Source organism: Azospirillum oryzae (assembly GCF_900177515.1).
Lineage (GTDB): Bacteria > Pseudomonadota > Alphaproteobacteria > Azospirillales > Azospirillaceae > Azospirillum > Azospirillum oryzae_A.
The window spans coordinates 538,530-559,041 of record NZ_FXAK01000009.1; the positions used below are offsets into that span (position 1 = coordinate 538,530).

General features: G+C 68.2%; 17 protein-coding genes and 4 pseudogenes. 7 read left to right on the top strand and 14 right to left on the bottom strand.

What is annotated here, in order from left to right:
* Positions 1–24: 24 nt before the first annotated feature.
* Positions 25–1,179, top strand: coding sequence for an iron-containing alcohol dehydrogenase (locus B9N97_RS30925; protein ID WP_085091633.1), 1,155 nt, complete (start codon positions 25–27; stop codon positions 1,177–1,179).
* Between the two features lie 373 nt (positions 1,180–1,552).
* Here the strand turns inward: B9N97_RS30925 and B9N97_RS30930 are convergent, their stop codons facing one another.
* Complete coding sequence (locus tag B9N97_RS30930) at positions 1,553–2,041, bottom strand: MarR family winged helix-turn-helix transcriptional regulator (protein ID WP_085091634.1); 489 nt, start codon at positions 2,039–2,041, stop codon at positions 1,553–1,555.
* 127 nt (positions 2,042–2,168) lie between these two features.
* Here B9N97_RS30930 and B9N97_RS30935 point away from each other — a divergent pair, with 127 nt between their 5' ends.
* Together B9N97_RS30935 and B9N97_RS30940 are read left to right on the top strand one after the other, a co-directional pair.
* Complete coding sequence (locus B9N97_RS30935; protein ID WP_085091822.1) at positions 2,169–2,963, top strand: alpha/beta fold hydrolase; 795 nt, start codon at positions 2,169–2,171, stop codon at positions 2,961–2,963.
* A gap of 49 nt (positions 2,964–3,012) precedes the next feature.
* Positions 3,013–4,626, top strand: a complete 1,614-nt coding sequence (locus B9N97_RS30940) for a GMC family oxidoreductase (protein ID WP_085091635.1) — start codon at positions 3,013–3,015, stop codon at positions 4,624–4,626.
* Positions 4,627–4,754: 128 nt separating this feature from the next.
* On the opposite strand, the pseudogene B9N97_RS37095 reads toward B9N97_RS30940, so the two are convergent.
* Positions 4,755–4,892: pseudogene (locus tag B9N97_RS37095) on the bottom strand (four-carbon acid sugar kinase family protein); the annotation flags it as partial.
* A 148-nt stretch (positions 4,893–5,040) separates the two neighbouring features.
* On the opposite strand from B9N97_RS37095, the pseudogene B9N97_RS37100 reads away from it, so the two are divergent.
* Positions 5,041–5,313, top strand: a pseudogene (locus B9N97_RS37100) (GNAT family N-acetyltransferase); the annotation flags it as partial.
* Between the two features lie 206 nt (positions 5,314–5,519).
* Here B9N97_RS37100 and B9N97_RS30955 read toward each other — a convergent pair.
* Genes B9N97_RS30955 through B9N97_RS30995 form a run of 9 tightly spaced genes read right to left on the bottom strand, consistent with a single transcriptional unit; the run spans position 5,520 to position 13,453 of the window.
* Entirely contained in the window at positions 5,520–6,428 is a 909-nt protein-coding gene (locus B9N97_RS30955; RefSeq protein ID WP_167393433.1) for a Pnap_2097 family protein, read from the bottom strand.
* 20 nt (positions 6,429–6,448) lie between these two features.
* A complete protein-coding gene (locus tag B9N97_RS30960) occupies positions 6,449–6,733 on the bottom strand; it encodes an MSMEG_0570 family nitrogen starvation response protein (protein WP_085091637.1) in 285 nt (94 codons plus the stop codon).
* Positions 6,721–7,905 (bottom strand): MSMEG_0565 family glycosyltransferase, encoded by a 1,185-nt coding sequence (locus B9N97_RS30965; protein WP_085091638.1) that lies wholly within the window; start codon positions 7,903–7,905, stop codon positions 6,721–6,723. The genes B9N97_RS30960 and B9N97_RS30965 overlap by 13 nt, the downstream gene beginning before the upstream one ends.
* Positions 7,902–8,897 carry a sll0787 family AIR synthase-like protein gene (locus tag B9N97_RS30970; RefSeq protein WP_085091639.1) on the bottom strand — a complete coding sequence of 332 codons (996 nt, stop codon included), beginning with the start codon at positions 8,895–8,897 and terminating at the stop codon, positions 7,902–7,904. The genes B9N97_RS30965 and B9N97_RS30970 overlap by 4 nt, the downstream gene beginning before the upstream one ends.
* Positions 8,894–9,496 carry an MSMEG_0567/Sll0786 family nitrogen starvation N-acetyltransferase gene (locus tag B9N97_RS30975; RefSeq protein ID WP_085091640.1) on the bottom strand — a complete coding sequence of 201 codons (603 nt, stop codon included), beginning with the start codon at positions 9,494–9,496 and terminating at the stop codon, positions 8,894–8,896. The genes B9N97_RS30970 and B9N97_RS30975 overlap by 4 nt, the downstream gene beginning before the upstream one ends.
* 40 nt (positions 9,497–9,536) lie before the next feature.
* Positions 9,537–10,793, bottom strand: a complete 1,257-nt coding sequence (locus tag B9N97_RS30980; RefSeq protein ID WP_085091641.1) for an MSMEG_0569 family flavin-dependent oxidoreductase — start codon at positions 10,791–10,793, stop codon at positions 9,537–9,539.
* Between the two features lie 23 nt (positions 10,794–10,816).
* Positions 10,817–11,929, bottom strand: coding sequence for an MSMEG_0568 family radical SAM protein (locus B9N97_RS30985; RefSeq protein ID WP_208621323.1), 1,113 nt, complete (start codon positions 11,927–11,929; stop codon positions 10,817–10,819).
* Positions 11,895–12,914 (bottom strand): Nit6803 family nitrilase, encoded by a 1,020-nt coding sequence (locus tag B9N97_RS30990; RefSeq protein WP_085091642.1) that lies wholly within the window; start codon positions 12,912–12,914, stop codon positions 11,895–11,897. The genes B9N97_RS30985 and B9N97_RS30990 overlap by 35 nt, the downstream gene beginning before the upstream one ends.
* A 56-nt stretch (positions 12,915–12,970) precedes the next feature.
* Positions 12,971–13,453, bottom strand: coding sequence for an MSMEG_0572/Sll0783 family nitrogen starvation response protein (locus B9N97_RS30995; RefSeq protein WP_042693693.1), 483 nt, complete (start codon positions 13,451–13,453; stop codon positions 12,971–12,973).
* A 522-nt stretch (positions 13,454–13,975) separates the two neighbouring features.
* On the opposite strand from B9N97_RS30995, the gene B9N97_RS31005 reads away from it, so the two are divergent.
* Both B9N97_RS31005 and B9N97_RS36605 read left to right on the top strand, forming a co-directional pair.
* Positions 13,976–15,451, top strand: a complete 1,476-nt coding sequence (locus tag B9N97_RS31005; protein ID WP_085091644.1) for an aminotransferase-like domain-containing protein — start codon at positions 13,976–13,978, stop codon at positions 15,449–15,451.
* A 72-nt stretch (positions 15,452–15,523) separates the two neighbouring features.
* A pseudogene (locus tag B9N97_RS36605) lies at positions 15,524–16,276 on the top strand (IS3 family transposase); the annotation flags it as partial.
* A gap of 21 nt (positions 16,277–16,297) precedes the next feature.
* Here B9N97_RS36605 and B9N97_RS31020 read toward each other — a convergent pair.
* A complete protein-coding gene (locus tag B9N97_RS31020) occupies positions 16,298–18,373 on the bottom strand; it encodes a recombinase family protein (protein WP_085091647.1) in 2,076 nt (691 codons plus the stop codon).
* Between the two features lie 241 nt (positions 18,374–18,614).
* Between B9N97_RS31020 and B9N97_RS35375 the strand changes: the two are divergent.
* A pseudogene (locus B9N97_RS35375) lies at positions 18,615–18,791 on the top strand (IS3 family transposase); the annotation flags it as partial.
* A gap of 217 nt (positions 18,792–19,008) precedes the next feature.
* Here the strand turns inward: B9N97_RS35375 and B9N97_RS31025 are convergent.
* A complete protein-coding gene (locus tag B9N97_RS31025; protein WP_085091648.1) occupies positions 19,009–19,533 on the bottom strand; it encodes a flavin reductase in 525 nt (174 codons plus the stop codon).
* Positions 19,534–19,549: 16 nt separating this feature from the next.
* Positions 19,550–20,512, bottom strand: a complete 963-nt coding sequence (locus tag B9N97_RS31030) for a PDR/VanB family oxidoreductase (protein ID WP_085091649.1) — start codon at positions 20,510–20,512, stop codon at positions 19,550–19,552.

Below are 20,512 nucleotides of genomic sequence, written 5' to 3' on the forward strand. Positions count from 1 at the left end.
CCCCGATCCGGTGAGGACCGAGACATGACGGACTTCGTGTTCGAAACCACGCCCAAGCTGGTGTGCGAGGCGGGGGCGGCGGCCCGGCTGGGCGCAATGGCGAAGGAGCTGGGCATCCGCCGCGCGCTGATCGTCACCGACGCCGGTCTGGTGGCGGCTGGCCTGCTGGAGCCGGTCGAGGCCGGCTTCAAGGCCGCCGGCACCGCCTGCGCCCTGTTCTCCGACGTGCTGGCCGACCCGCCGGAAGAGTCGATCGCGCTGGCGGTGCGGGCGGCGCGCGACGCCGGGGCCGACGGGGTGATCGGCTTCGGCGGCGGCAGCTCGCTCGACACCGCCAAGCTGGTCGCCCTGCTGGCCGGCACGCCGCAGGAGCTGCCGGACATCTACGGCATCGGCCTCGCCAACGGGCCGCGCCTGCCGCTGATCCAGGTGCCGACCACCGCCGGCACGGGGTCGGAGGTGACGCCGATCGCCATCGTCACCACGCCCACCAGCGAGAAGAAGGGGGTGGTTTCCAGCCTGCTCTATCCCGACCTTGCGGTGCTCGACGCCCATCTGACGCTGGGGCTACCGCCGCGGGTTACCGCGATGACCGGCATCGACGCGATGGTCCACGCCATCGAGGCCTACACCACCCGCCACAAGAAGAACCCGCTGTCCGACAGCCTCGCGCTGCGGGCGCTGGGCCTTCTGGCCGGCAACATCCGCGCCGTCATCGCGGACGGGCGCGACGTCGCCGCCCGTGCGGCGATGCTCCAGGGCTCGCTGCTCGCCGGCATCGCCTTCGCCAACGCGCCGGTCGGGGCGGTCCACGCCCTGGCCTATCCGCTGGGCGGCCATTTCCATGTGCCGCACGGGCTGAGCAACGCGCTGATGCTCGGACCGGTGCTGGAGTTCAACCGGCCGGCCGCGGAGGGGCTTTATGCCGAACTGGTCCCGGCGGTCCTGCCCGGCCGCTCCTTCGCCACGCCGGCCGGGGCGGCCGCCGCCTTCATCGAGGCCATGCGCGATCTCGTCGCCGCCATGCCGATGGAGCAGCGGCTGGAACAGGTAGGCGTGCGGCGGGACGATCTGCCGATGCTGGCCGCCGACGCCATGAAGGTGCAGAGGCTTCTGGTCAACAATCCGCGCGATGTCCGCTACGAGGACGCCTTGGAACTCTACGGTCAGGCATGGTGAAGGGGCTGGGCTGATCGGGTTGTGGCGGGCGAGGGAGCCCACCGAGCATCATGGCGGCCACCGGCTTCCGCCCGACCGGCCCGTCCCGGCCTGATTGTCCCGATTTCCGCGACGACGCATCCCGATTTGTCCCGATTACCGCGATGCGGGTTCAGTCGTAGAGTGCCGGGAAGTCAGGTCGGGACGGATGGCACCACATCGTCGGATGGGCTGGTGTCGTCGTCCCGGACAAGGCCGAGAAATGATGAGGGAGATTACCATGATCATCGAACTGCCCGGGGCGATTGCCGGCTATCTGGATGGCGACGGGATCGCCGAGCTGGAGATCATTCCATAATCCGGCCATGACCGGGGCCGGTGAGTGCTTTTCTCCTCAATGTGCGTCTGGCGACGTCCAGCCGCCGATATGCGCGTAAACGGAATCGCGCAGCTGCGCGATCTCGCGGTTGAGCCTTGCCAATGCGGCGGGCGACTGCCCGGAGGCGTGGAGCAACGTATCGCCCAGGCAGCCGGCCCTGGAGCGCAGAGCCGTTCCCTCGGCCGTCAGCGACACGATCACCTGCCTCTCGTTGGTCGGGTTGCGCGTGCGATGAATCAGCTCCGCAGCCTCCAGGCGTTTGAGCAGGGGCGTCAGCGTGCTGGATTCAAGGGCAAGCTGCTGGGCGATGCTCCCCACCGTCTGCCCGTCTTCCCGCCACAGGATGTTGAGGACGAGATACTGCGGATAGGTGAGGCCAAGGGCGTCCAGCAGCGGCTTGTAGGCCCGCTGGATGGCGATTCCGGCCGAGTAGATCGCGAAGCAGAGCTGCTCCTCCAGCGGCACCGGCGGATTGTTCACATCCGGCTTGTTCACGTCCGACATGGACCGCTCCCTTCGTGGTGCATCTTCCGCTGACATATATCGCGATAAATTTTCCTGGACAAGAGAGTGCCCCGACGATACAAACAAATATCGCGATAACATTTATCGCGAACGGATGGAGGCAAACATGAAGAACACGATTCAGGCCCTGATCCTGGCCGCTTCGGTCGCCACCCTGTCGCCGTCGGTCTCGCAGGCGCAGCAGACCGGCCAGTCCGCCGATCAGGCGGCTGTCAGGAATGTCGTCCTCGTCCATGGCGCCTTTGCCGACGGATCGGGATGGCGGAAGGTCTATGAGGACCTGACCAACCGCGGATACCGGGTCACGATCGTCCAGAATCCGCTCACCTCCTTTGAAGACGATGTGGCGGCCACGCGGCGCGCGCTCGACAGGCAGGATGGTCCCGCCGTTCTGGTCGGCCACAGCTGGGGCGGTACCGTCATCACCGAAGCCGGTGTCCATCCCAAGGTGCGTGGACTGGTCTATGTGTCCGCCCTGTCGCCCGACGCCGGCGAGACCACGGCGCAGCAATATGACGGCTACAAGACGCCGCCCGAGTTCGTCATCGAGAAGAGCGAGGACGGTTTCGGCTTCATCAAGCCCGAGAATTTCGCCGCCGGCTTCGCCGCGGATGCGACGAAGGCCGACGTCGATTTCCTGAAGGCGTCGCAGGTCCCGATCAACATGGCGAGCTTCGGCGTGAAGCTGCAGCATGCCGCTTGGCGGAACAAGCCCAGCTGGGCGGTGATCGCGACGGAGGACAAGGCGTTCGACCAGCGGATGCTCCAGGACATGGCGAAGCGCATCGGCGCGAAGGTCACGAACGTCCCGGCCAGCCATGCCCTCTACTTCACGCAGTCGGAGGTCGTCGCGACGGTGATCGACGAAGCGGCCCGACAGTCCGGCGCGCAGTCGCGCTAGGCACCGGCCCCGTCGGCCCATCCCCTCCGCTCATCGAAAGGTCCATGACATGAGCCATTCCATCTCCGGCGGCTCCGAGGAGTTCAACAGACGCATCCGTGACAATCAGATGCAGAGACTCTCCAACCTCAAGCCCGCCTACGACTTCATCGTCTGCGGTGCCGGCGCATCCGGATCGGTGATCGCGCGCCGGCTGGCTGAGAATGCCGACTGCTCCGTGCTTCTCATCGAAGCGGGCGGCAGCGACGAGGACGAGGCGGTGCTCAATCCGGCATTATGGCCCACGAATCTCGGCAGTCGGCGCGACTGGGGCTTCCAGGCCGAGCCGAACCCGCATCTGGACGGCCGCGCGCTTCCCATGTCCATGGGCAAGGGGCTCGGCGGCGGGTCGAGCATCAATGTCATGGTGTGGGCAAGGGGCCATCGCGCCGACTGGGATCATTTCGCGGAACAGTCCGGCGATGCCGGCTGGAGCCACGAGGCGGTTCTCGGCATCTATCGACGCATCGAGAACTGGCGGGGTGCGCCGGACCCGCAGTATCGCGGCGGCTCCGGGCCGGTATGGGTGCAGCCCGCACAGGATCCGAGCCCGATCGCCGGCGCGCTGCTCGACGCCGCCGGGTCCCTCGGCATCCCGCGCTACGACAGCCCCAATGGCAGGATGATGGAAACCGCGGGGGGCGTGGCCTATACCGACATGCTCTTGCGGGACGGGCGGCGCAACTCGCTCTACCGCGCCTATGTCCATCCGGTGGCCGACCGGCCGAACCTCACGATCCTGACCGATACGCTGGTGCGCCGCGTGCTTTTCGACGGGACGACGGCGACCGGCGTCGAGGTCGAACGGGGCGGCGGGATTCTGTCCTTCACGGCAGGCTCGGAGGTCATCCTGTCCACCGGCGCCATCAACACGCCCAAGCTGCTCATGCTGTCGGGGATCGGCGACCGGAGCCAACTCGACCGGCACGGCATTCCGGTCGTGCGTCACCTGCCCGGCGTCGGCCGCGGCCTGCAGGATCATGTGTCGTTCGGCTGCACCTGGGAGTATCGGGAGCCGATCGCCCCACGCGCCAGCGGGAGCGAGGCGACCCTCTACTGGAAAAGCCGTCCCGACCTGGAGGCGCCGGACCTTCTGTTCTGTCAGGTCGAGTTCCCCGTTCCCAGCGAGCGCACGGCGGCGCGCGGCGTCCCTGGGCATGGGTGGACGATGTTCGCGGGGCTGGCGCAGCCCTATAGCCGTGGCGAGGTGCGGCTGCGGTCGGCGGACCCAGCCGTGGCCCCCCTGGTCGATCCCAACATGCTGTCCGATCCGCGGGACCTGGAGACGGCCCGCGCCTGCGTGCAGCTCTGCCGCGAGATCGGGAACGATGCGGCTTTCGCGCCCTATGTCCGGCGCGAGGCCATCCCCGGGGCGGGGTCGGCGGTCGACGATCAGTTCCTCCGCGACGCCGCGGTGACCTACTGGCACCAATGCGGGACGGCTCGGATGGGCATCGACGACATGTCGGTCGTCGACGCGTCGCTGGCGGTCCACGGCATCGACCGGCTGCGCGTCGCGGACGGATCCATCCTCCCGAGGGTGACGACGGGCAACACGCAGGCACCGTGCGCGATCGTGGGCGAGCGTGCGGCTGAATTCCTGCGGCGGCGGCACGGGGTGTAGGCGCCTTTCATCAAACCCCCGGCTATACCCTGACGGCGCCTATCCCAGCAGCCGTTCGAACAGATCATCGCACCCATCTGACCGCCCTTGAGCATCAGCTCCAGACCGTCGACCGCCGGTTCGTCCGCATGGGTACGGCTGACGGTGACGCCCGCTGCCAGCGTGCAGCGGTAGGACAGCCCCCAGCAGCCGAGAGCCCGCACCGCGAAGCTGGAGGTGTCGCCGCGGGCGATGCCGACCCGGCGCAGCGGCACTGTGCGCAGCACCGCCGCGACGAATGCCGCCGTGGCCGCTCGACCGAGCCGTCACGGCCGGTCTCGGCCGATCCCGACGCCGGGGCGGTCCACGCAAAGTCAGGAATTAAGCATGTTCACCTTGAGAGCGGCGACAGATCAAGATCTGCCTAGATGCTTTATGATTTGGCGAAGTGCCGTCTTGGCCAACCACGAATTCCTTTCAGATGAAGCTTTTCGGGAGATCGGCAGCTTCGTCGAGAAGTCGTACGTGCCTTCTGCCTATTTGCTGGTTGCAGTCGATGCGGAAGACGTGCCCCATGGCTTTCTGGGCGCTACTCGGAACCATGTGGATGCGTTGTTTGTGCACGCCGAGAGTCACGTCAGGGGTGTCGGCAACCTGCTTCTGCTGGCATTCCATGATAGCCGGGAAGAAGTGACGGTCGACGTCAACGCGCAGAACCTGTCCGATCGGGGCTTCTACGAGCACTTGGGTTTCAAGGCCGATGGACGATCCGATGGTGACGGCGAGGGGCGACCTCACCCTCTGCTTCATATGTATTGGAGACGGCTATGCCCGCACCATTCGTCAGCGTTTCGGAACGGCTTTACTCGAAGGTGTGTCGTCCCTGCGGCCGGTGCGCATTCCAGGCCAGCGGTTCAATACGGGCTGTCCCGCCTATCCCGTCTCCAGAACCCGTCCGCGATCCGCTTCCCGTCGCTTTCCCGCAGAATGTCGAACCAGCGGACGCGCCGGTCCGTCCCGTCGTCGTTGCCGCAGCGGCGGACGATCACGCGGTCGCCGGGGTTGATGTTGCCATAATAGAACAGCTCCCGGCCGGTGGTGACCCAACCCGCCCCGGCCGTTCGCTCCAGCGCCCAGTCCGCCCGGTCCATGATGGCCAGGAAACTGGCGAAATAGAGGAAGCCCGCACCGTTGAAGTCTACGGTCGGACAGGGATCGACCACGACCTCCCCATCGGGGTGGCGCCGGTCACGGCGGAAGGTCCGATGCTCCTCCCAATCGTTCCGCCGGAAACGCTGGCATAGTGAAGCGAAGGGCGCGTCGGCGGTCGGGACGGGGGCGAAGCGCGGCGCCGGGTGTGGAGATGCACGCAGCACGCTCAGGTTGTCACCCTCCGTCGCCCGTTTCAGGAAAATCGATTGCAGCGTGACGGTTCCGACGGGCGTGCCATTCGCATGGATGGTCTGGACGCTCAGATACTGCGTACGCGAGATCCGGGCGATGCTGCCGGAGATCTCGAGCCGGTCATGTTCCCCCACATGGTGGAGGCGGGCGCCGGACAGGGAGAAACCGGTGAAGGTGGCGTAGAGCGTCGCACCCTCGCTGTCCCGGAAGTCGGGCGACCGCTGCCTGAACAGCTCCGCCAGCATCAGCCAATGGCGGTGCCCGCACTCCTTCGCCAGCCAGAGTTCCGACAGCCCGTTCAGGGCAAGCTGCGGCATGCCCACCGTGACCGCTCCGGCGATGTCCAGGCAGGGGGCGGACGGCAGGGACTCCGCCGGCATGGAGCCGGTGGGGATGGAGCGGCTGAGGGCGACTGCCATGGATGTGTTTCCCATTCCGGTCAGGTGAAGGCGACGACGGTCACAGTCGCGTCCGGATCGTCGGTGAAGCGCGCGGCGGCGGCGTCGATGGCCGCGATCTGGCGCGAGGCACGTGAACAGGGGAAGCCGAACTTCGCCGCCACGCGGTCGCTGGCGATGGTCAAGGCGCCGCGGCTGATGCGGACGAAGTCGGCGAGGCCATAGACCGCCCCTTCCTCCAGAAGTTCGCGGATCACCAGGGAGGGCGAATAGCAGTCCGTCACGGTTCCGTCGGGCCAGCGCACGCGGAAGATCATTTCAGGCATGGGACAAGGCTCCTCGCTGTGGACGGGAATCGGGTGTATTCGGCGACATGGCGTGCGGCGCAGCTCTCCCAGCCGAAGCCGGCGGCCCTCGCCAAGCCGGCGGCACGCAACGCCTCCGCCCGTCGCGGCTCCAGCACCGCGCGCATCGCCCGCGCGATGGAGCCGCTGTCGAGCGGATCGACCCATTCGGCGTCCCCGGGTTCAAGATGCTCGGTGAAGGGGGCGATGGCCGGCACGATGGCCGGGGTGCCGCAGGCCATCGCCTCCACCACCGCCAGCCCGAACCCTTCGCGCAGCGACGGGAAGACCAGCGCATCGGCCAGCCGGTAGAGCGCCGGCATCGCCGCATCGGGAAGGGGTCCGGTGCGGATCACCGTCCCTCCGGGTCCGGTGGTGATTGAGCCGGCGGCGATCCGCGCCTCGAACGCCAACATTTCGGGGCTGTGATCGAGCAGGGAGGCGCCCCCGGCGACGACCAGTTGCGCGTCCGGGAGGTCGCGCCGGAGCGCGAGGAAGGCGTCGAGAAGCCTGACGCTGTTCTTGCGCGCCTCGACCCCGCCGACCGACAGGAAGACTGGGCCTCCGGTCAGGCCGAGACGCCCACGCCAGTCCGCATCCGCCGCCGTGGAAGCCGGGGTGAAGCGGTGGCGATCGACGCCGTTGCCGACGATGGCGGCGTCGATGCCATGGTCTTGCGCCAGGACATCCCGCCACAGGCGGCTGACGCACAGAACCCGGTCGGCAGAGCGGATCGCCCGCATCTGCAAGGCCTCTATGGCCGGGTCGCCGAAAACGTCGATGTGGTGGACGGTGTAGAGATAGCCGCCGATCCGCCCGCGGTCGCGCAGATCGGCAAGGGCGTTGCCGCTGATGCCGTCCTGGGCGTGGTAAAGGTCGAACCGCGGGACTCCGGGCCGGCTGAAGAAGGCGACATAGTTGGCGACCCGGGCCTCCACTAGGGACCGCAGCCCGGCCTCCCGCGGCACCGGCCGGGCCGGCACGCCGACCGTTCCGCAGCGGGTCGTCCGGAAGAAGCCGCGACCGGCCGGATCGGGCGCATGCACCACCGCATGGTGGCCAAGCGCGGTCAGCGCCTCCGCCAGTTCCAGGGCATGGACCACGCCGCCGCGCGGGTTGGTGGAATGGGCGAGGATGGCGACCGACAGCGTCATGGCCGCTCCTCCGCAGGAAGGACGGGCGCACCGCAGCCGATCAGCGGCCGGCCGGCGAAATCCCAAAGCTGCACCGGCTCCGTCCCATCGGTCAGCGTCACCTCCTGTCCCGGCCGCAACTCGCCGATGGTGGCGCAGGCAAGGCCGCGGGCATGGAAGCGGGCGGCGACCGCCGTCTCATGCTCCGGCGCCACGCTCAGCAGGAAGCCGAAGCTGGGGAAGGACAGCAGCCAGCGGTCGAGCGGCACATCCTCCGGCCGTGGCACTGCGGCGACGTCGATGATCGCGCCGACGCCGGAGCATTCCAGCAGCATCAGCGCCGTGCCGATGGCGCCCGCCATGCTGATGTCCTTGGCGGCGCGGCACAGCCCGTCCTCCGCCAGCCCCGGCAGCAGGGCGAGGTCGCCGCGCAGCCGCTCCGGCGGGGCGGCGGTGGCGGCATCGTAGAAGGGGTTGGGCTCGTGATAGCGGCCGCGCAGGTCCACCGCCATCATCAGCCGGTCGCCCGGACGGGCGTCGAAGCTGGTCAGCAGCGGGCCGGCGCGCCCGACGATGGACACCGCCAACTGCGGCCTGTCGCTGCGGCAGTTGGTGTGGCCGCCGACGATGGGCACGCCATAGGCCGCCGAAGCGGCGCGCAGCCCATCGAGGATCGGCCGGGCCTGCTCCTCGCCGCAGCTCCACAGCGCATCGACGACGGCGAGCGGCCGGCCGCCCATCGCCGCGATGTCGCTGACATTCACCATCACTCCGCACCAGCCCGCGAACCAGGGCTCAGCCGCGACGAAGCCGTTGACGAACCCTTCGGCGGCGACCAGCAGATGCCCCTCGCCGTCGGGAATGGCGGCGCAGTCGTCGCCGACCGGCACCGCCCCGCCTCCACCGACGCCGAGCGCGCTCACCACCGCGGCGATGTCCGCCTTGTGGGCGAAGCCGGGGCTGGCGCGCAGCCGGTCGGCCAGCACTGCCAGAGACGGGATGGCGGCGGTCATGCCGCCCTCCGCGCCAGCGTCAGGAAGCCGGCCGCGCCATCGTGGATCGGCGGGTAATGGGCGAGGTCCGCCTCCATGTGGTGATGGGGGCGGCCGTGCAACTCCACTTCCGCCAGGGTTCGCCAGCGCAGCCGGCGGAACAGCAGAGCGTTTTGGCTCTGGACCAGGGCATGGAAGCGGGCGCAGCCGCGCGCCGTCGTCGTGCAGACCGCCATGCGGATCAGCGACGCCCCCAGCGACCCGGCCCTCCGGTGGTCCGCCGCCACCGCCAGACGCGAGCCGATCCACTCCCCCGGTTCCGGTTCGTGGATGCGCACGGTGCCCACCACCCGGTCCGGCATCCCGCACAGCTCGGACAGGGCGACGATGGTCAGCGCCCGGTCGTCGATGGCGTCGCGGTCGTCGCCGTCGAACAGTCCCTGCTCGACGCAGAAGACCTGCCGGCGCAGGGCCGCCGCCTGCCGCAGCTCCCAGCCTTCGGTCGCATGCTTGATGCGGTGCAGGCCGGGAACGAACGGCCGTTCAGGGAGCGGCCCGTGGGGGAGCGGGTTCGCGATGACGGAAAACAGCGGGCTGTCGGGTGTCGTTGCTTCTGCCATGGGTCGGTCTCCCTGGGAGGGCGGGACAGCAGGACGGCGGTCAGGCGGCGACCGGCTGGCGGGCGTCGATGCGGGCGCGCATCACCTCGGCCAGATAGGCGGAATCATCGGCCACGCCCAGGAAGCGGCCCGATCCCCAGGTGTTCAGCCAGGGCAGTCCGATGAAATAGAGCCCGTCGACCGGCGACACGCCGCGCCGGAACTTCGGGTTGCCGCGGCCGTCGAAGGCCGGCAGCTCGATCCAGCCGTAGTTCGGGCGGAAGCCGATGGCCCAGACGATGGCGGAAATGCCCTCGGCGGCGCAGTCGATGGCGTCCGGCACGCCGTCCGGCGCCCAGACCGGGACGAAGGGCGGCTCTTCCGGGGCATCGATGCCGGCCTTGGCGATGTAGGCGTCGATGTCGCGGCGGATGGAAACGTAAACCTCGTCGGCGTCGTCGAGATTCTTGGCGAGATCGTCGGCGAAGCACACCGTCTTGCCGTCCATCCCCGCCATGCTGCCATAGAGCCTGACCCCTTGCAGGGCGAAGCGGCGCAGGTCGATCTCGTGCCCGCCGGCGCGGCCGGACATGTAATGGTTGGTCTTCTCCTTGGCGCGGTCGCCCAGCGGATGCCTGTCGACCGTCAGCTTGTAATAGCCCATCTCCATCAGCCATTCCGTCGCGTCCTTGCCGCGATAGCGGCGGGGCGAACGCGGTGCCGGACCGACGCACAGATGCACCTGCCGGCCGGCGATGTAGAGATCCTCCATGATCTGCACGCCCGACTGGCCGGACCCCACTACCAGCACGGCACCCGGCGGCAGCTGGTCCGGGTTGCGGTAGTCGACTGAATGGACCTGCGTGATGTCGCGCGACAGGGCATGGGCATAGGGTGGCACGATCGGGATGTCGTAGCCGCCGGTCGCCACCACCACCTGATCGGCGGTCATCGGCCCGTCGCTGGTCTCCAGATCGAAACCACCATGTGCGCCGCGCGACAGGCGGGTGACGGCGACACCTTCGCGGATCGGCGGCTTCACCATGGCGGCGAAGCCCTCCAGATAGGCGACGATCTCGTCCTTCACCATGTAGCCGGTGGGGTCGCTGCCCTGATAGGGGTAGTCGGGCAGGCGGCACTGCCAGTTGGGCGTGACGAGGCAGAAGCTGTCCCAGCGGTCGTTGCGCCAGGAATGGCCAATCCGGTTCTTTTCCAGCACCAGATGCTCGACGCCCTGCTTCTTCAGATTGTAGCTGACCGACAGGCCGGCCTGTCCGCCGCCGACGATGACGACCGGGACATGGGGAATGCTGTTCATGGGGGAAACTCCTGGAAAATGGGTCAGTCTTCGAAGAGCGACAGGGCGGAACAGGCGCCGCATTTGCCGCAGCCGGCCTTGCTGTCGGATGCCCGCATGCCGGCGCGCTTCAGCATCCCGCCCACGGCGGACAGAAGGTCGTGCATGAAGGCGGGGGGCGGGGCGGGATGGTCCTCCAGCGGCGTGCCGGAGACCGGGACGAAGGGGACGACGAAGGGATAGACGCCCATCCCGATCAGCCGGTCCGCCATTTCCAGGATTGCCTCGTGGCTGTCGCCCAGCCCGGCCAGTATGTAGGTGGAGACCTGCCCGCGGCCGAAGACCGGTACTGCGGCCTTGAAGGCCGAGTAATAGCGCTCCAGCGGGACGTCGGCCTTGCCGGGCATGATGCGGGCGCGCACCTCCGGCGTCACCGCTTCCAGATGCATGCCGAGCGTATCGATGCCGGCGTCGCGCAGACGGGCGAACCAGCGGTCGTCGTCCGGCGGTTCGCACTGGCCCTGAATCGGCAGATCGACCGCGGCCTTCACCGCGGCGGCGCTCTCGCACAGGATGGCGGCGCCGCGGTCGGGGGTGGGCGGCGTGCCGGTGGTCATCACCATATGGCGCACGCCGTCGAGCAGAACGGCGGCCCGCGCCACCTCGGCCAACTGTTCCGGTGTCTTGCGGGCGATGGTCCGCCCTGCCGCCAGCGACTGGCCGATGGAACAGAACTGGCAGGTCTTGGTCCGGCTCTGGTAGCGGATGCAGGTCTGTAGGACCGTGGTCGCCAGCACATCGGCACCGTGCAGGACGGCGATCTTGGAGTAGGGGATGCCGTCCATGGTTTGCAGCGCGTAGAAGCGCGGCTGGCGCGGGAATGTCACCCGTCCCATTGCCATCCCGTCGCGCCGCACCAGACTGGCGCCGTCGGCACCCGGCGGTTCGGCGACATAGGGGGAGGCGAAGGCGCCTGCTGTGTGGACCGGCACCATCACGGTGCGGCCATCCACCGTCATCGCCTTGTGGTCGCTGGGACCGGCGCCGCCGCGGCGGCTGGGGGCCCCGGCCTTGGGGTCTGCCAGACGGACGCCAAAGGATTGCAGTTCGGTGATCAGCCGGCTAGCGGGCAAGCTGGAGGAGCTGGGCGTGGTCATGGTCGGCCTCGGCTTGGGGGGAAGGGGCGGCTGCGGGGGGAACGGCGGCCGTGACCGTCGTCGTCATCGGCGCTGCGGGGCGGTTGTCGAGGTGGAGCGACAGCAGCTCCGGCCGGGCATAGTGGCCGACGGAATCCATCATCCGCTTGCGCTTGGTGATCAGGGTCATGTCGAGGTCGGCGACCAGGATGCCTTCGCCCGACGTCAGCGGCGGCACCACATGGTTGCCTTCCGGCGAGACGATGGCGGTCATGCAGCCGCCGCGGAGCGCCTTCTGCAAAGCGGCGTCGGGGGTGATCGACTGGATCTGGTCGTCGGTCAGCCAGCCGGTGGCGTTCACCACGAAACAGCCGGATTCCAGCGCGTGGTGGCGGATGGTGACCTCGATCTGGTCGGCGAAGATCTGGCCAACCAGTGAGCCGGGGAACTGGGCGACGTGGATTTCCTCGTGCTGGGCCATCAGAGCGTAGCGGGCCAGCGGGTTGTAATGCTCCCAGCAGGCGAGCGCGCCGACCCGGCCGGCGGCGGTGTCGACGACGGTCAGCCCGGCGCCGTCGCCCTGTCCCCAGATCATGCGCTCGTGATAGGTCGGGGTGATCTTGCGCCGCTTCAGCACCAGCCGGCCGTCGGCGTCGAACACCAGCTGGGTATTGTAGAGCGAGCCATGGTCCCGCTCGTTCACCCCCAGCACCACCACCACGCCATGGGCGCGGGCGGCGGCGGCGACCGCCTCGGTGACCGGGCCGGGCACGACGACGGCGCGCTCGTAGAGCCGCAGATGGTCGGCGCCGGCCAGGACGGGCGGACGCACGAAGGAGAAATAGGGATAGTAGGGGACAAAGGTCTCCGGGAAGACGACCAGCGCCGCCCCTTGCGCCGCGGCGTCGGCGACAGCCCGGCACACCCGCTCCACCGTTCCGTCCGCGCTGTCCAGGTCGGGGGCGATCTGCACCGCCGCCACCCGGACCGTTCGTTTCTCCATCATGCTCCGCCCTCTGGTTTTACGCCTGCGGCGTGGTTGGTCTTACGCTTGCGGCGCCGTCACAGCGTCCAGGTGTTCAGAATGAATGCATTCGCTTTGCGATGGAGCAGGACGATGTCCAGCACATCCAGCGGATTGATCGGGCGCACGCCGGGGATCAGCGCCCCCTCTCCGTGGCCATAGAGGGCCTGGAGCGCGAAGCGGCACGCGTAGACCTTGCCGCCTTCCTCCATGAACTTGACGATCTGCTTGTTCATCGCCTGATGGCCCGGGAACGCCTCGTCGCCCAGGGTGGGAAAGCCGCGCTGCACGCCCAGCGTGACGCCGGGACCGTAGAGCAGGACCGATGTTTCGAAGCCCTTGCGCAGAAGCCTTGTCGCCTGCAGCAGGTTGACCAGGCCGATGGACCCTTCGAAGGCCACGGTGTGAAAGGTGACGAGCGCCTTCTCTCCCGGCTCGGCCTTGACGTCCTCGAACACCTTCTCCTCGTAATCCACCAGGACATCGCCGGTCTGGTTTTGCGGCTTGGTGACGGCAGGCATGGATCGCACTCCTTTATTGGTCTCGGCGTCTTCGTCATCGACGCCCCCGGCGCCGGGCTGTCCGCTCCTGGCGTGACGGCGTCCGGCTTACAGTCATTAGCAAAGCGCATGCCAGTCACCGGTGCCGTCAATTTTTCGACGGGACTCCTATATATCCATACAAAAAACGCGGAGGTAGCGTATAATGAATGCGGTCAAAGTGGCAGATTCCGCTCAATGATCGGGCTGTTAGTGACGTATTTTTCACCAATCTGCCCCGATGCTCACGATTTGGGCGGATTTTCCGCTCCACGGCAGTGCTGCTCCGCAGAGTTCGGGCGAGAAGAGGCAGGAGGGTGCGGCATGTTCCGCTGGATGGTGGAAATGGCGGAAATCAATGGGCTGCGGGACTTCGTCGCGGTGTCAGAGCTGGTGGTTGCCACGGACGGGGCGGGGCGCTTAGGATGCGCCGTCCCGTCCGGGGCGGGGTGCCTCCGGAACGGGCGCTGCATAGTTTGGATCCATGCGCTGGACGTGGTTTGAATGCAAACGCTACAAGGTCAGTTTCCGTCTCCCGTCGGGCGCCCGCACCCCTGGCATGCGGTGATCCACGGCAGCGACAAGCCGCGCTACGTCGCGATTGCCGACGTCATCGCCGACGACATGCGCAACGGGCGCCTCGCCCCCGGTGCCCGGCTGCCGGCCCAGCGGGTGCTGGCAGAGGCGCTGGAAGTCGATTTCACCACGGTCGCCCGCGGCTATCAGGAGGCGCAGCGGCGCGGGCTGATCGAATCCCGCGTCGGCGCCGGCACCTTCGTTCGTGACGCGGCCGTGGCGATCCCTTGCGCTCCTGAACCGCTGCCGACCGCGGAGACCGCCGCTTCCGCCACCCAGCCACCTGTCCGGTCCACGGCGCGGTGTTCCGCCGACCTGTCGATGAACCTACCGCCGGATATCGAGGATTCGGAGCTGCTGGCGCGCATGCGGTCCGGTCTGGCGGAGGTCGGGCAGGATCTGGTCGATCTGCTGCGCTACCAGGAGTTCGGCGGCGCCGAACAGGACAGGCAGGCAGGCGTCGATTGGCTGGCTCTGCGCGGCCTGCCGGTGCGGGTGGAGCGGCTGCTGGTCTGCGCCGGCACCCACAGTGCCCTGCATGCCGTGCTGGGCGCGCTCGCGAAGCCGGGCGACCGCATCTGTGCCGAGGCGTTGACCTATCCCGGCCTGCGTGGGCTGGCGGCGCAGCTGGGGCTGGAGGTGGTCGGCCTGCCGATGGACGGGGACGGCATTCTGCCCGATGCCTTCGCCGAGGTCTGCCGCACCCGTCCGCCCAAGGCGCTCTACTGCAATCCGACCCTGCAGAACCCGACCACCATCACCCTGTCGGCGGAGCGCCGTCAGGCCCTGGTCGACATTGCCCGCCGGCACGGCGTCGCCATCGTCGAGGATGACGCCTATGGCGCGCTGCCGGCCGGCGGGCCGGTTCCGATGGCGGCCCTGGCGCCGGACATCGTCTTCCACATCGCCGGCGTGGCGAAGATCCTGGGGGCCGGCCTGCGCATCGCCTATCTGGTTGTTCCCGAGGCGCGCCATGTCTGGCAGCTGTCCGCCTTCCTGCGGGCAACGACGGTGATGGCCTCCCCGCTGACCGTGGCGCTGGCGACCCGCTGGATGGGCGACGGCACGGCACAGGCGATCCTGGCGGCCATCCGGGCGGAATCGGCTCTGCGCCAGACCATCGCCCGCGGTATTCTGCCGGGACCTGCCCTTCGCTCCAAACCGGAAGCCTTCCACTACTGGCTGCCGCTGCCCGCGGGATGGAGCCGGTCCAGCTTCGCCGCGACCCTGCGCGGGGCCAAGCTCGGCATCGTCGTCAGCGATGCCTTCTCGGTCAACAGCCCGGCGCCGGAGGCGGTCCGGCTGTGCCTGGGCGGCTGCGACCGCGACGGGACGCGCGGTGCGCTGGAGATGATCGCCCACACCCTGTCTCGCCCGCCGGAACTGGCCTCCGTTTTTCTGTGACCCATCGATCTGATCTTGCCCCGGTTCGGTGGACACCTCAGCTAAGCTCGGCGTGGAGCGGGAAGGTGTCTGATGACGAAGACAAGGCGATCCTTCACGGATGAGTTCAAGCGTGAGGCTGTTGCCCTGCTGGAAGGGAGCGGCCGGCCGCTGGAGCATGTGGCGCGGGAGTTGGGCCTGCAAGCTTCGGTGCTGCGGAACTGGCAGCGGGTAGCCCAAGGCGACCCGCCGCGCTCACGGTCTGGTGCCCCTGCCGTATCCGACATGGCCAAGCCGGACGAGCAGACGGCGGAGATCGCGCGGCTGCGACGCGAGTTGGAGCGCGCCCGGCAGGAACGCGACATTTTGAAAAAGGCCATCAGCATCTTCTCGGAAGCACCGAGATGAGGTTCCGCTTCATTGAGGACCACCGGGACGAGTTCGCAGTCCGTCTCATGTGCACGGTTCCGGCCCGTCACGACCGACAGCCGCCATGGCCTGCCGGTCGCTCCCGATCTGCTGGCCCAAGCCTTCCAGGTGGCCGAGCCCAACCGGGTCTGGCTTGCCGACTTTACTTCCCTGCCTACCGCTGAAGGCTGGCTGTATCTGGCGGCTGTCCTCGACTTGGCGACCCGGAAGATCGTTGGCTGGGCGATGCGCGCCGAACTCACCACCTCGGCCCTGGTCATGGCCATCCAGCGCCAACGGCCGCCTGTGGGTCTCATCCAGCATTCCGATCGCGGCAGTCAGTATGCCTCCCGGGACTACCGCGACCTGTTGCAGGCGGCCGGCATGCGGCAGTCCATGTCGCGCAAGGGCTGCTGCTACGACAATGCTCCCATGGACATCTGGCAGGCATGATGCCTCTCAAGTTGGATTGTTCGTTGCAGCATTGAGAGCAAGCGATTTCCTCTCGCGCAAAGCGTGCAGCCGGGCGATCTCCTGTTCATCGGCCTCGACCAGCCATACCGCATGACCGCCGGCGGAGGCCCGTCGGGCCTGCAACCAGCCTCGGCGCAGCCAGTGGTACAAGGTGTTGGCCGGGATCTCCAGGCGGGCCGCCAGTTCCGGCAACGTCCGCTCATCCGGTCCCAGTCGCTCGACCCGAGCGGACGGTCGGGGATAGGCCCCCACCGGCACGCCTTGGCGATGCAGCAGGTCGCGCACCATGACGTCGGTGAAGGTTTCGCGCCGCTTGGGCGGGTGCCAGCCTTCGGTGTTGAGCATCGCCGCGATGGCCGGAGCCTTGTGGCCGTCGGCGTTCAGCGCCTGGATGCGCTCCATCAGGGCCGGAAAGGTGCTGAGTTGGTCGCGGCGCCGGACGGCGCGCCGCAAGGGGTGCTGAGTATGAACACCACCGGCCCAGTGGCAGTCCACCGTGACCGCCTCCGTCGCGCCGGCCACGGTCACCACGACCTTGTCCAACAGGAGGCGGGCGATGGTCTGGCGGTCGGCATCCGTCGTCGTGGCGGCCCGCCACAGGGTGGGAATGTCGTCGGCCAAGCGCCGGATCGCCTCGCGCTCCGCCGCGCTCAGCGGCATCGGCTGCTGGGCGAGGAAGCGGTCGTGATCCGCCTGGACCCGGATTTCCGCCGCCAGGGCCTCCTCCCATGCGCGTTCCAAAGCGCGGGCGACCAAGCGGTTCTCGGGCTCGACCGCGCGATACTCACGCCGCGCCCGATCCGCTTCGTAATGGGCGCGCTCCACGCGCTGACGCCATTGGCGATGGAGGTGTTGGCGTTCCAGGTCCAGGTCCTCCGCCCATTGCAGGCTGACCTCCAGCGCCGCCGGTTCGAGAGTCCGCAAGATCAACGCGCCAACCAGCGCCTCCAATTCACGCCCGCCCAGCGATTGGCAGGAAGGGGCGGCGAAGCGGATCGCTCCCTGGCTGCAGCGATAGCGGCGGAAGCGGCCCTGATCATGATATTCGGTGGCCATCCGCTGGCCGCATCGCCCACAAAACACCAGCCCGGCCAGCAACGCCGGGCCACCACGGGCGACGCCCGCCGCCGGATTGCGATTCGCCGCCATCTGCGTCTGGTTCCTCTCGAAGGTTTCCCAGGTGATATAGGCTGGCCAATGGTCTTTGATCAGCACCGTCCAGCGCTCGGGAACCCCCGCTCCGGCTTGGTGAGGATGGCGGCCATAGATATAGGCGCCCGCGTAGACTGGGTTGTGCAGCATGTCCTGCAAGGTGGTGCGGCTGGGCCGCCTCCATTCCAACTCGCCCTTGCCCGGGCCGGCGCGCAGGCGGCGCGGCAGCGTGAGATCGTGAGCAACGAAATAACCAAGCACCCGGTGGACCGAGCCGTGTCGGTCGAAGAGGTCGAAGACCAGGCGAACGGTCGTCTGAACCTGCTCATCGGGATCGAAGACGATCTCTCCCGAGGGCCGGCGGAGGTAGCCGCGCGGCAGGTTGGTGACGATTTCGCCCCGTTGCGCCTTGGCCAAACGCCCGGCCAGCATGCGGCTCTTGAGCAGATGCAACTCGGCCTCCGACATGGTGCCCTTCAGGCCGAGCAGGAGGCGGTCGTTGAAGATACCCGGGTCGTAGACGCCATCACGATCAGCCAGAAGCGTCCGCCGCACGCCGCAGATCTCCAGCAACTGGTACCAGTCGCAGCACGAGCGGGCCAAACGCGACATCTCCACCCCGAGGACCAACCCCACACGGCCCAGACCGACGTCGGCGACCAGCCGTTGAAAGCCGGGGCGCCCGGTGGCCGAGGCGGCGGAGCGGCCGAGATCCTCGTCGATGATCACGATCCGCTCCCGTGGCCAGCCGAGGGCGAGGGCGCGCTCGACCAGAGCGTATTGAAGACGGGTCGATTCCTGATGATGCTCGACCTGCTGAAGCGTGGATTGGCGGACGTAGACGACGGCCAAACGGTCACGGTGGGCGCCCTGGATCTTCTCGCTCGGGGCTGGGATGGGGCCGGTCATCGCTGTCCTCCTCCGTTCCCGGACTGGCCTCCAGGTGTCGGCGGGCCAAGCGGCCGATCAGCACGGCCAGTTTGCGCCGCCGCTCCATCGGCAAGCGGCGCCAGATCATCGGGGGCGGTTGCGCGTCGGGGCTCATGACGATGCTCGCCAACCCAGCGGACCAGGGCCAGCAAGGCCGCTGGCCCCACCCGGGGTGAATCGCTCAACCAAAATGGCGCTTCAGAGGTTCCAGGGCCGGGAGGTGGAGAGCTTCTTCCACACCCTCAAGGTCGAGTTGGTCCACCGCACTCGGCTCGAAACCCGCGATCAGGCCCGCCGGGAGGTGTTCGCCTAAATCGAAACCTACTACAATCGCCAACGCGCCCACTCGGCCATCGGATACATCACCCCCGAACAGGCCGAGTTAAGATCTGCGTGAACCCGTGTCCACCGAACCGGGGCAAGATCACGCCTCCCTGTGCCAAAGACACAGAAAACCGACGGCAGATCAGCGGGTTTCCGGAGGGGGCATCGGATGAGGGTTCTGGAAACCACCTCTTAATGTTTGAACATGACGTAGCCACCGCCTGACGCGGCGATTTGCACGCCGAACTCGTCCATGCCGGGTCGGTCTTCCCCGATCTGAATGGTGAGGATCAGGGCAGCGCGCGCGAAGCGTCGCCCAGCCGGTGATAGGAACGGTTGAAATAGACGAGGCCGAGATGGTCGTCCGTCGCCCCCTCCGGGCCGGCCGGGCGCTGGCGGATGTCGACGACCTGGCAGTAGAGGACACTGTGGGTGCCGACCGTGTGGGTGTCGACGATGCGGCAGTCGAAATTGACCAGCGCGCCGGCCAACGCCGGGCTGCCGGTCTCCAGGCTGGTCCAATCGGCATGGGCGAACCGTTCGTCGGCCGACAGGCCGCGGTTGGAGAAGACCTCCGACAGCGATTGCTGCCCGCCGCAGAGCGGGTTGACGCAGAGTACGCCGTTGGTAGTGAAGGCCCGATGCACGAAGGAGGACTGGTTCAGGCAGACCAGCAGGGTCGGCGGCTGGTCGGTCACGCTGCACACCGCGGTGGCGGTGAAGCCGGCCCGGCCGCCGGGACCTGCGGTGGTGACGATGTTCACGGCGCCGGTCAGCATCGACATGCCGTTGCGGAAGCGGGAAACCTCAACCATGGGAGTGTCCTTAATCTCAGATGTCGAGGACGAGCGTGTCCGTGCGGGCGCGCGAGCAGCAGAGCAGGATCTGGTCGTTGTCGGCCTTCTCCTCGTCGGTCAGGAAGACGTCGCGGTGGTCGGGCGTGCCCTCCAGCACCGTGCACAGGCAGGTGCCGCACACGCCCTGCTCGCAGGACATCTGCACCTTGATGCCGATGCGGCCCAGCGCCTGGACGATGGTCTCGTCCTCCGCCACCCGGACGGTCCTGCCGCTGCGCTGCGCCACCACCTCGAAGCTGCTGCCGCCGGTGACGGCCTCCGCCTGGAAATATTCGCGGTGGATGCGCTCAGCCGGCAGGCCGAGACGTGCCGCCTCGCCGATCACCCAGTCCATGAAGCCGGTCGGGCCGCAGACATAGAGGTGGGTGCCGGCGGGTGCGGAACCGAGCAGGGCGGGGAGGTCCAGGCGCTGGCCGGCCGGGCCGTCGTCGAGATGCAGGGCGGCGCGGTCGCGGAAGGCGGCCTCCGCCAGTTCGTCCAGGAAGGCGCAGGCGTCGCGGCTGCGGCCGCAGTAATGCAGTTCGAAACTGCCGCCGGAGGTCACCAGGGCGTGGGCCATCGCGATCATCGGGGTGATGCCGATACCGCCGCCGATCAGGACCGAATGGGCAGCATCGGTTGCCAGCGGGAACAGGTTGCGCGGCAGGCCGACTGCAACCTCCGTTCCCTCCTGCAAGCCCTCATGCGCCGCGACCGAGCCGCCGCGCGAGGCGGGATCGCGCAGGATGCCCAGCCGGTAGCGGTTGCGGTCGGCCGGGTCGCCGCACAGCGAATATTGCCGGACCAGCCCCGGCGCCAGATGCAGATCGACATGCGCCCCGGCCTCGAAGGGGGGCAGCGGCCGGCCGGCCCGGTCGACGAGGTCCAGAAGGAGCACCCCGTTCCCTTCGACCCGGCGGCGGGCCACCGTCAGCGTCAGCGTGTCTTGCGTCGTCAT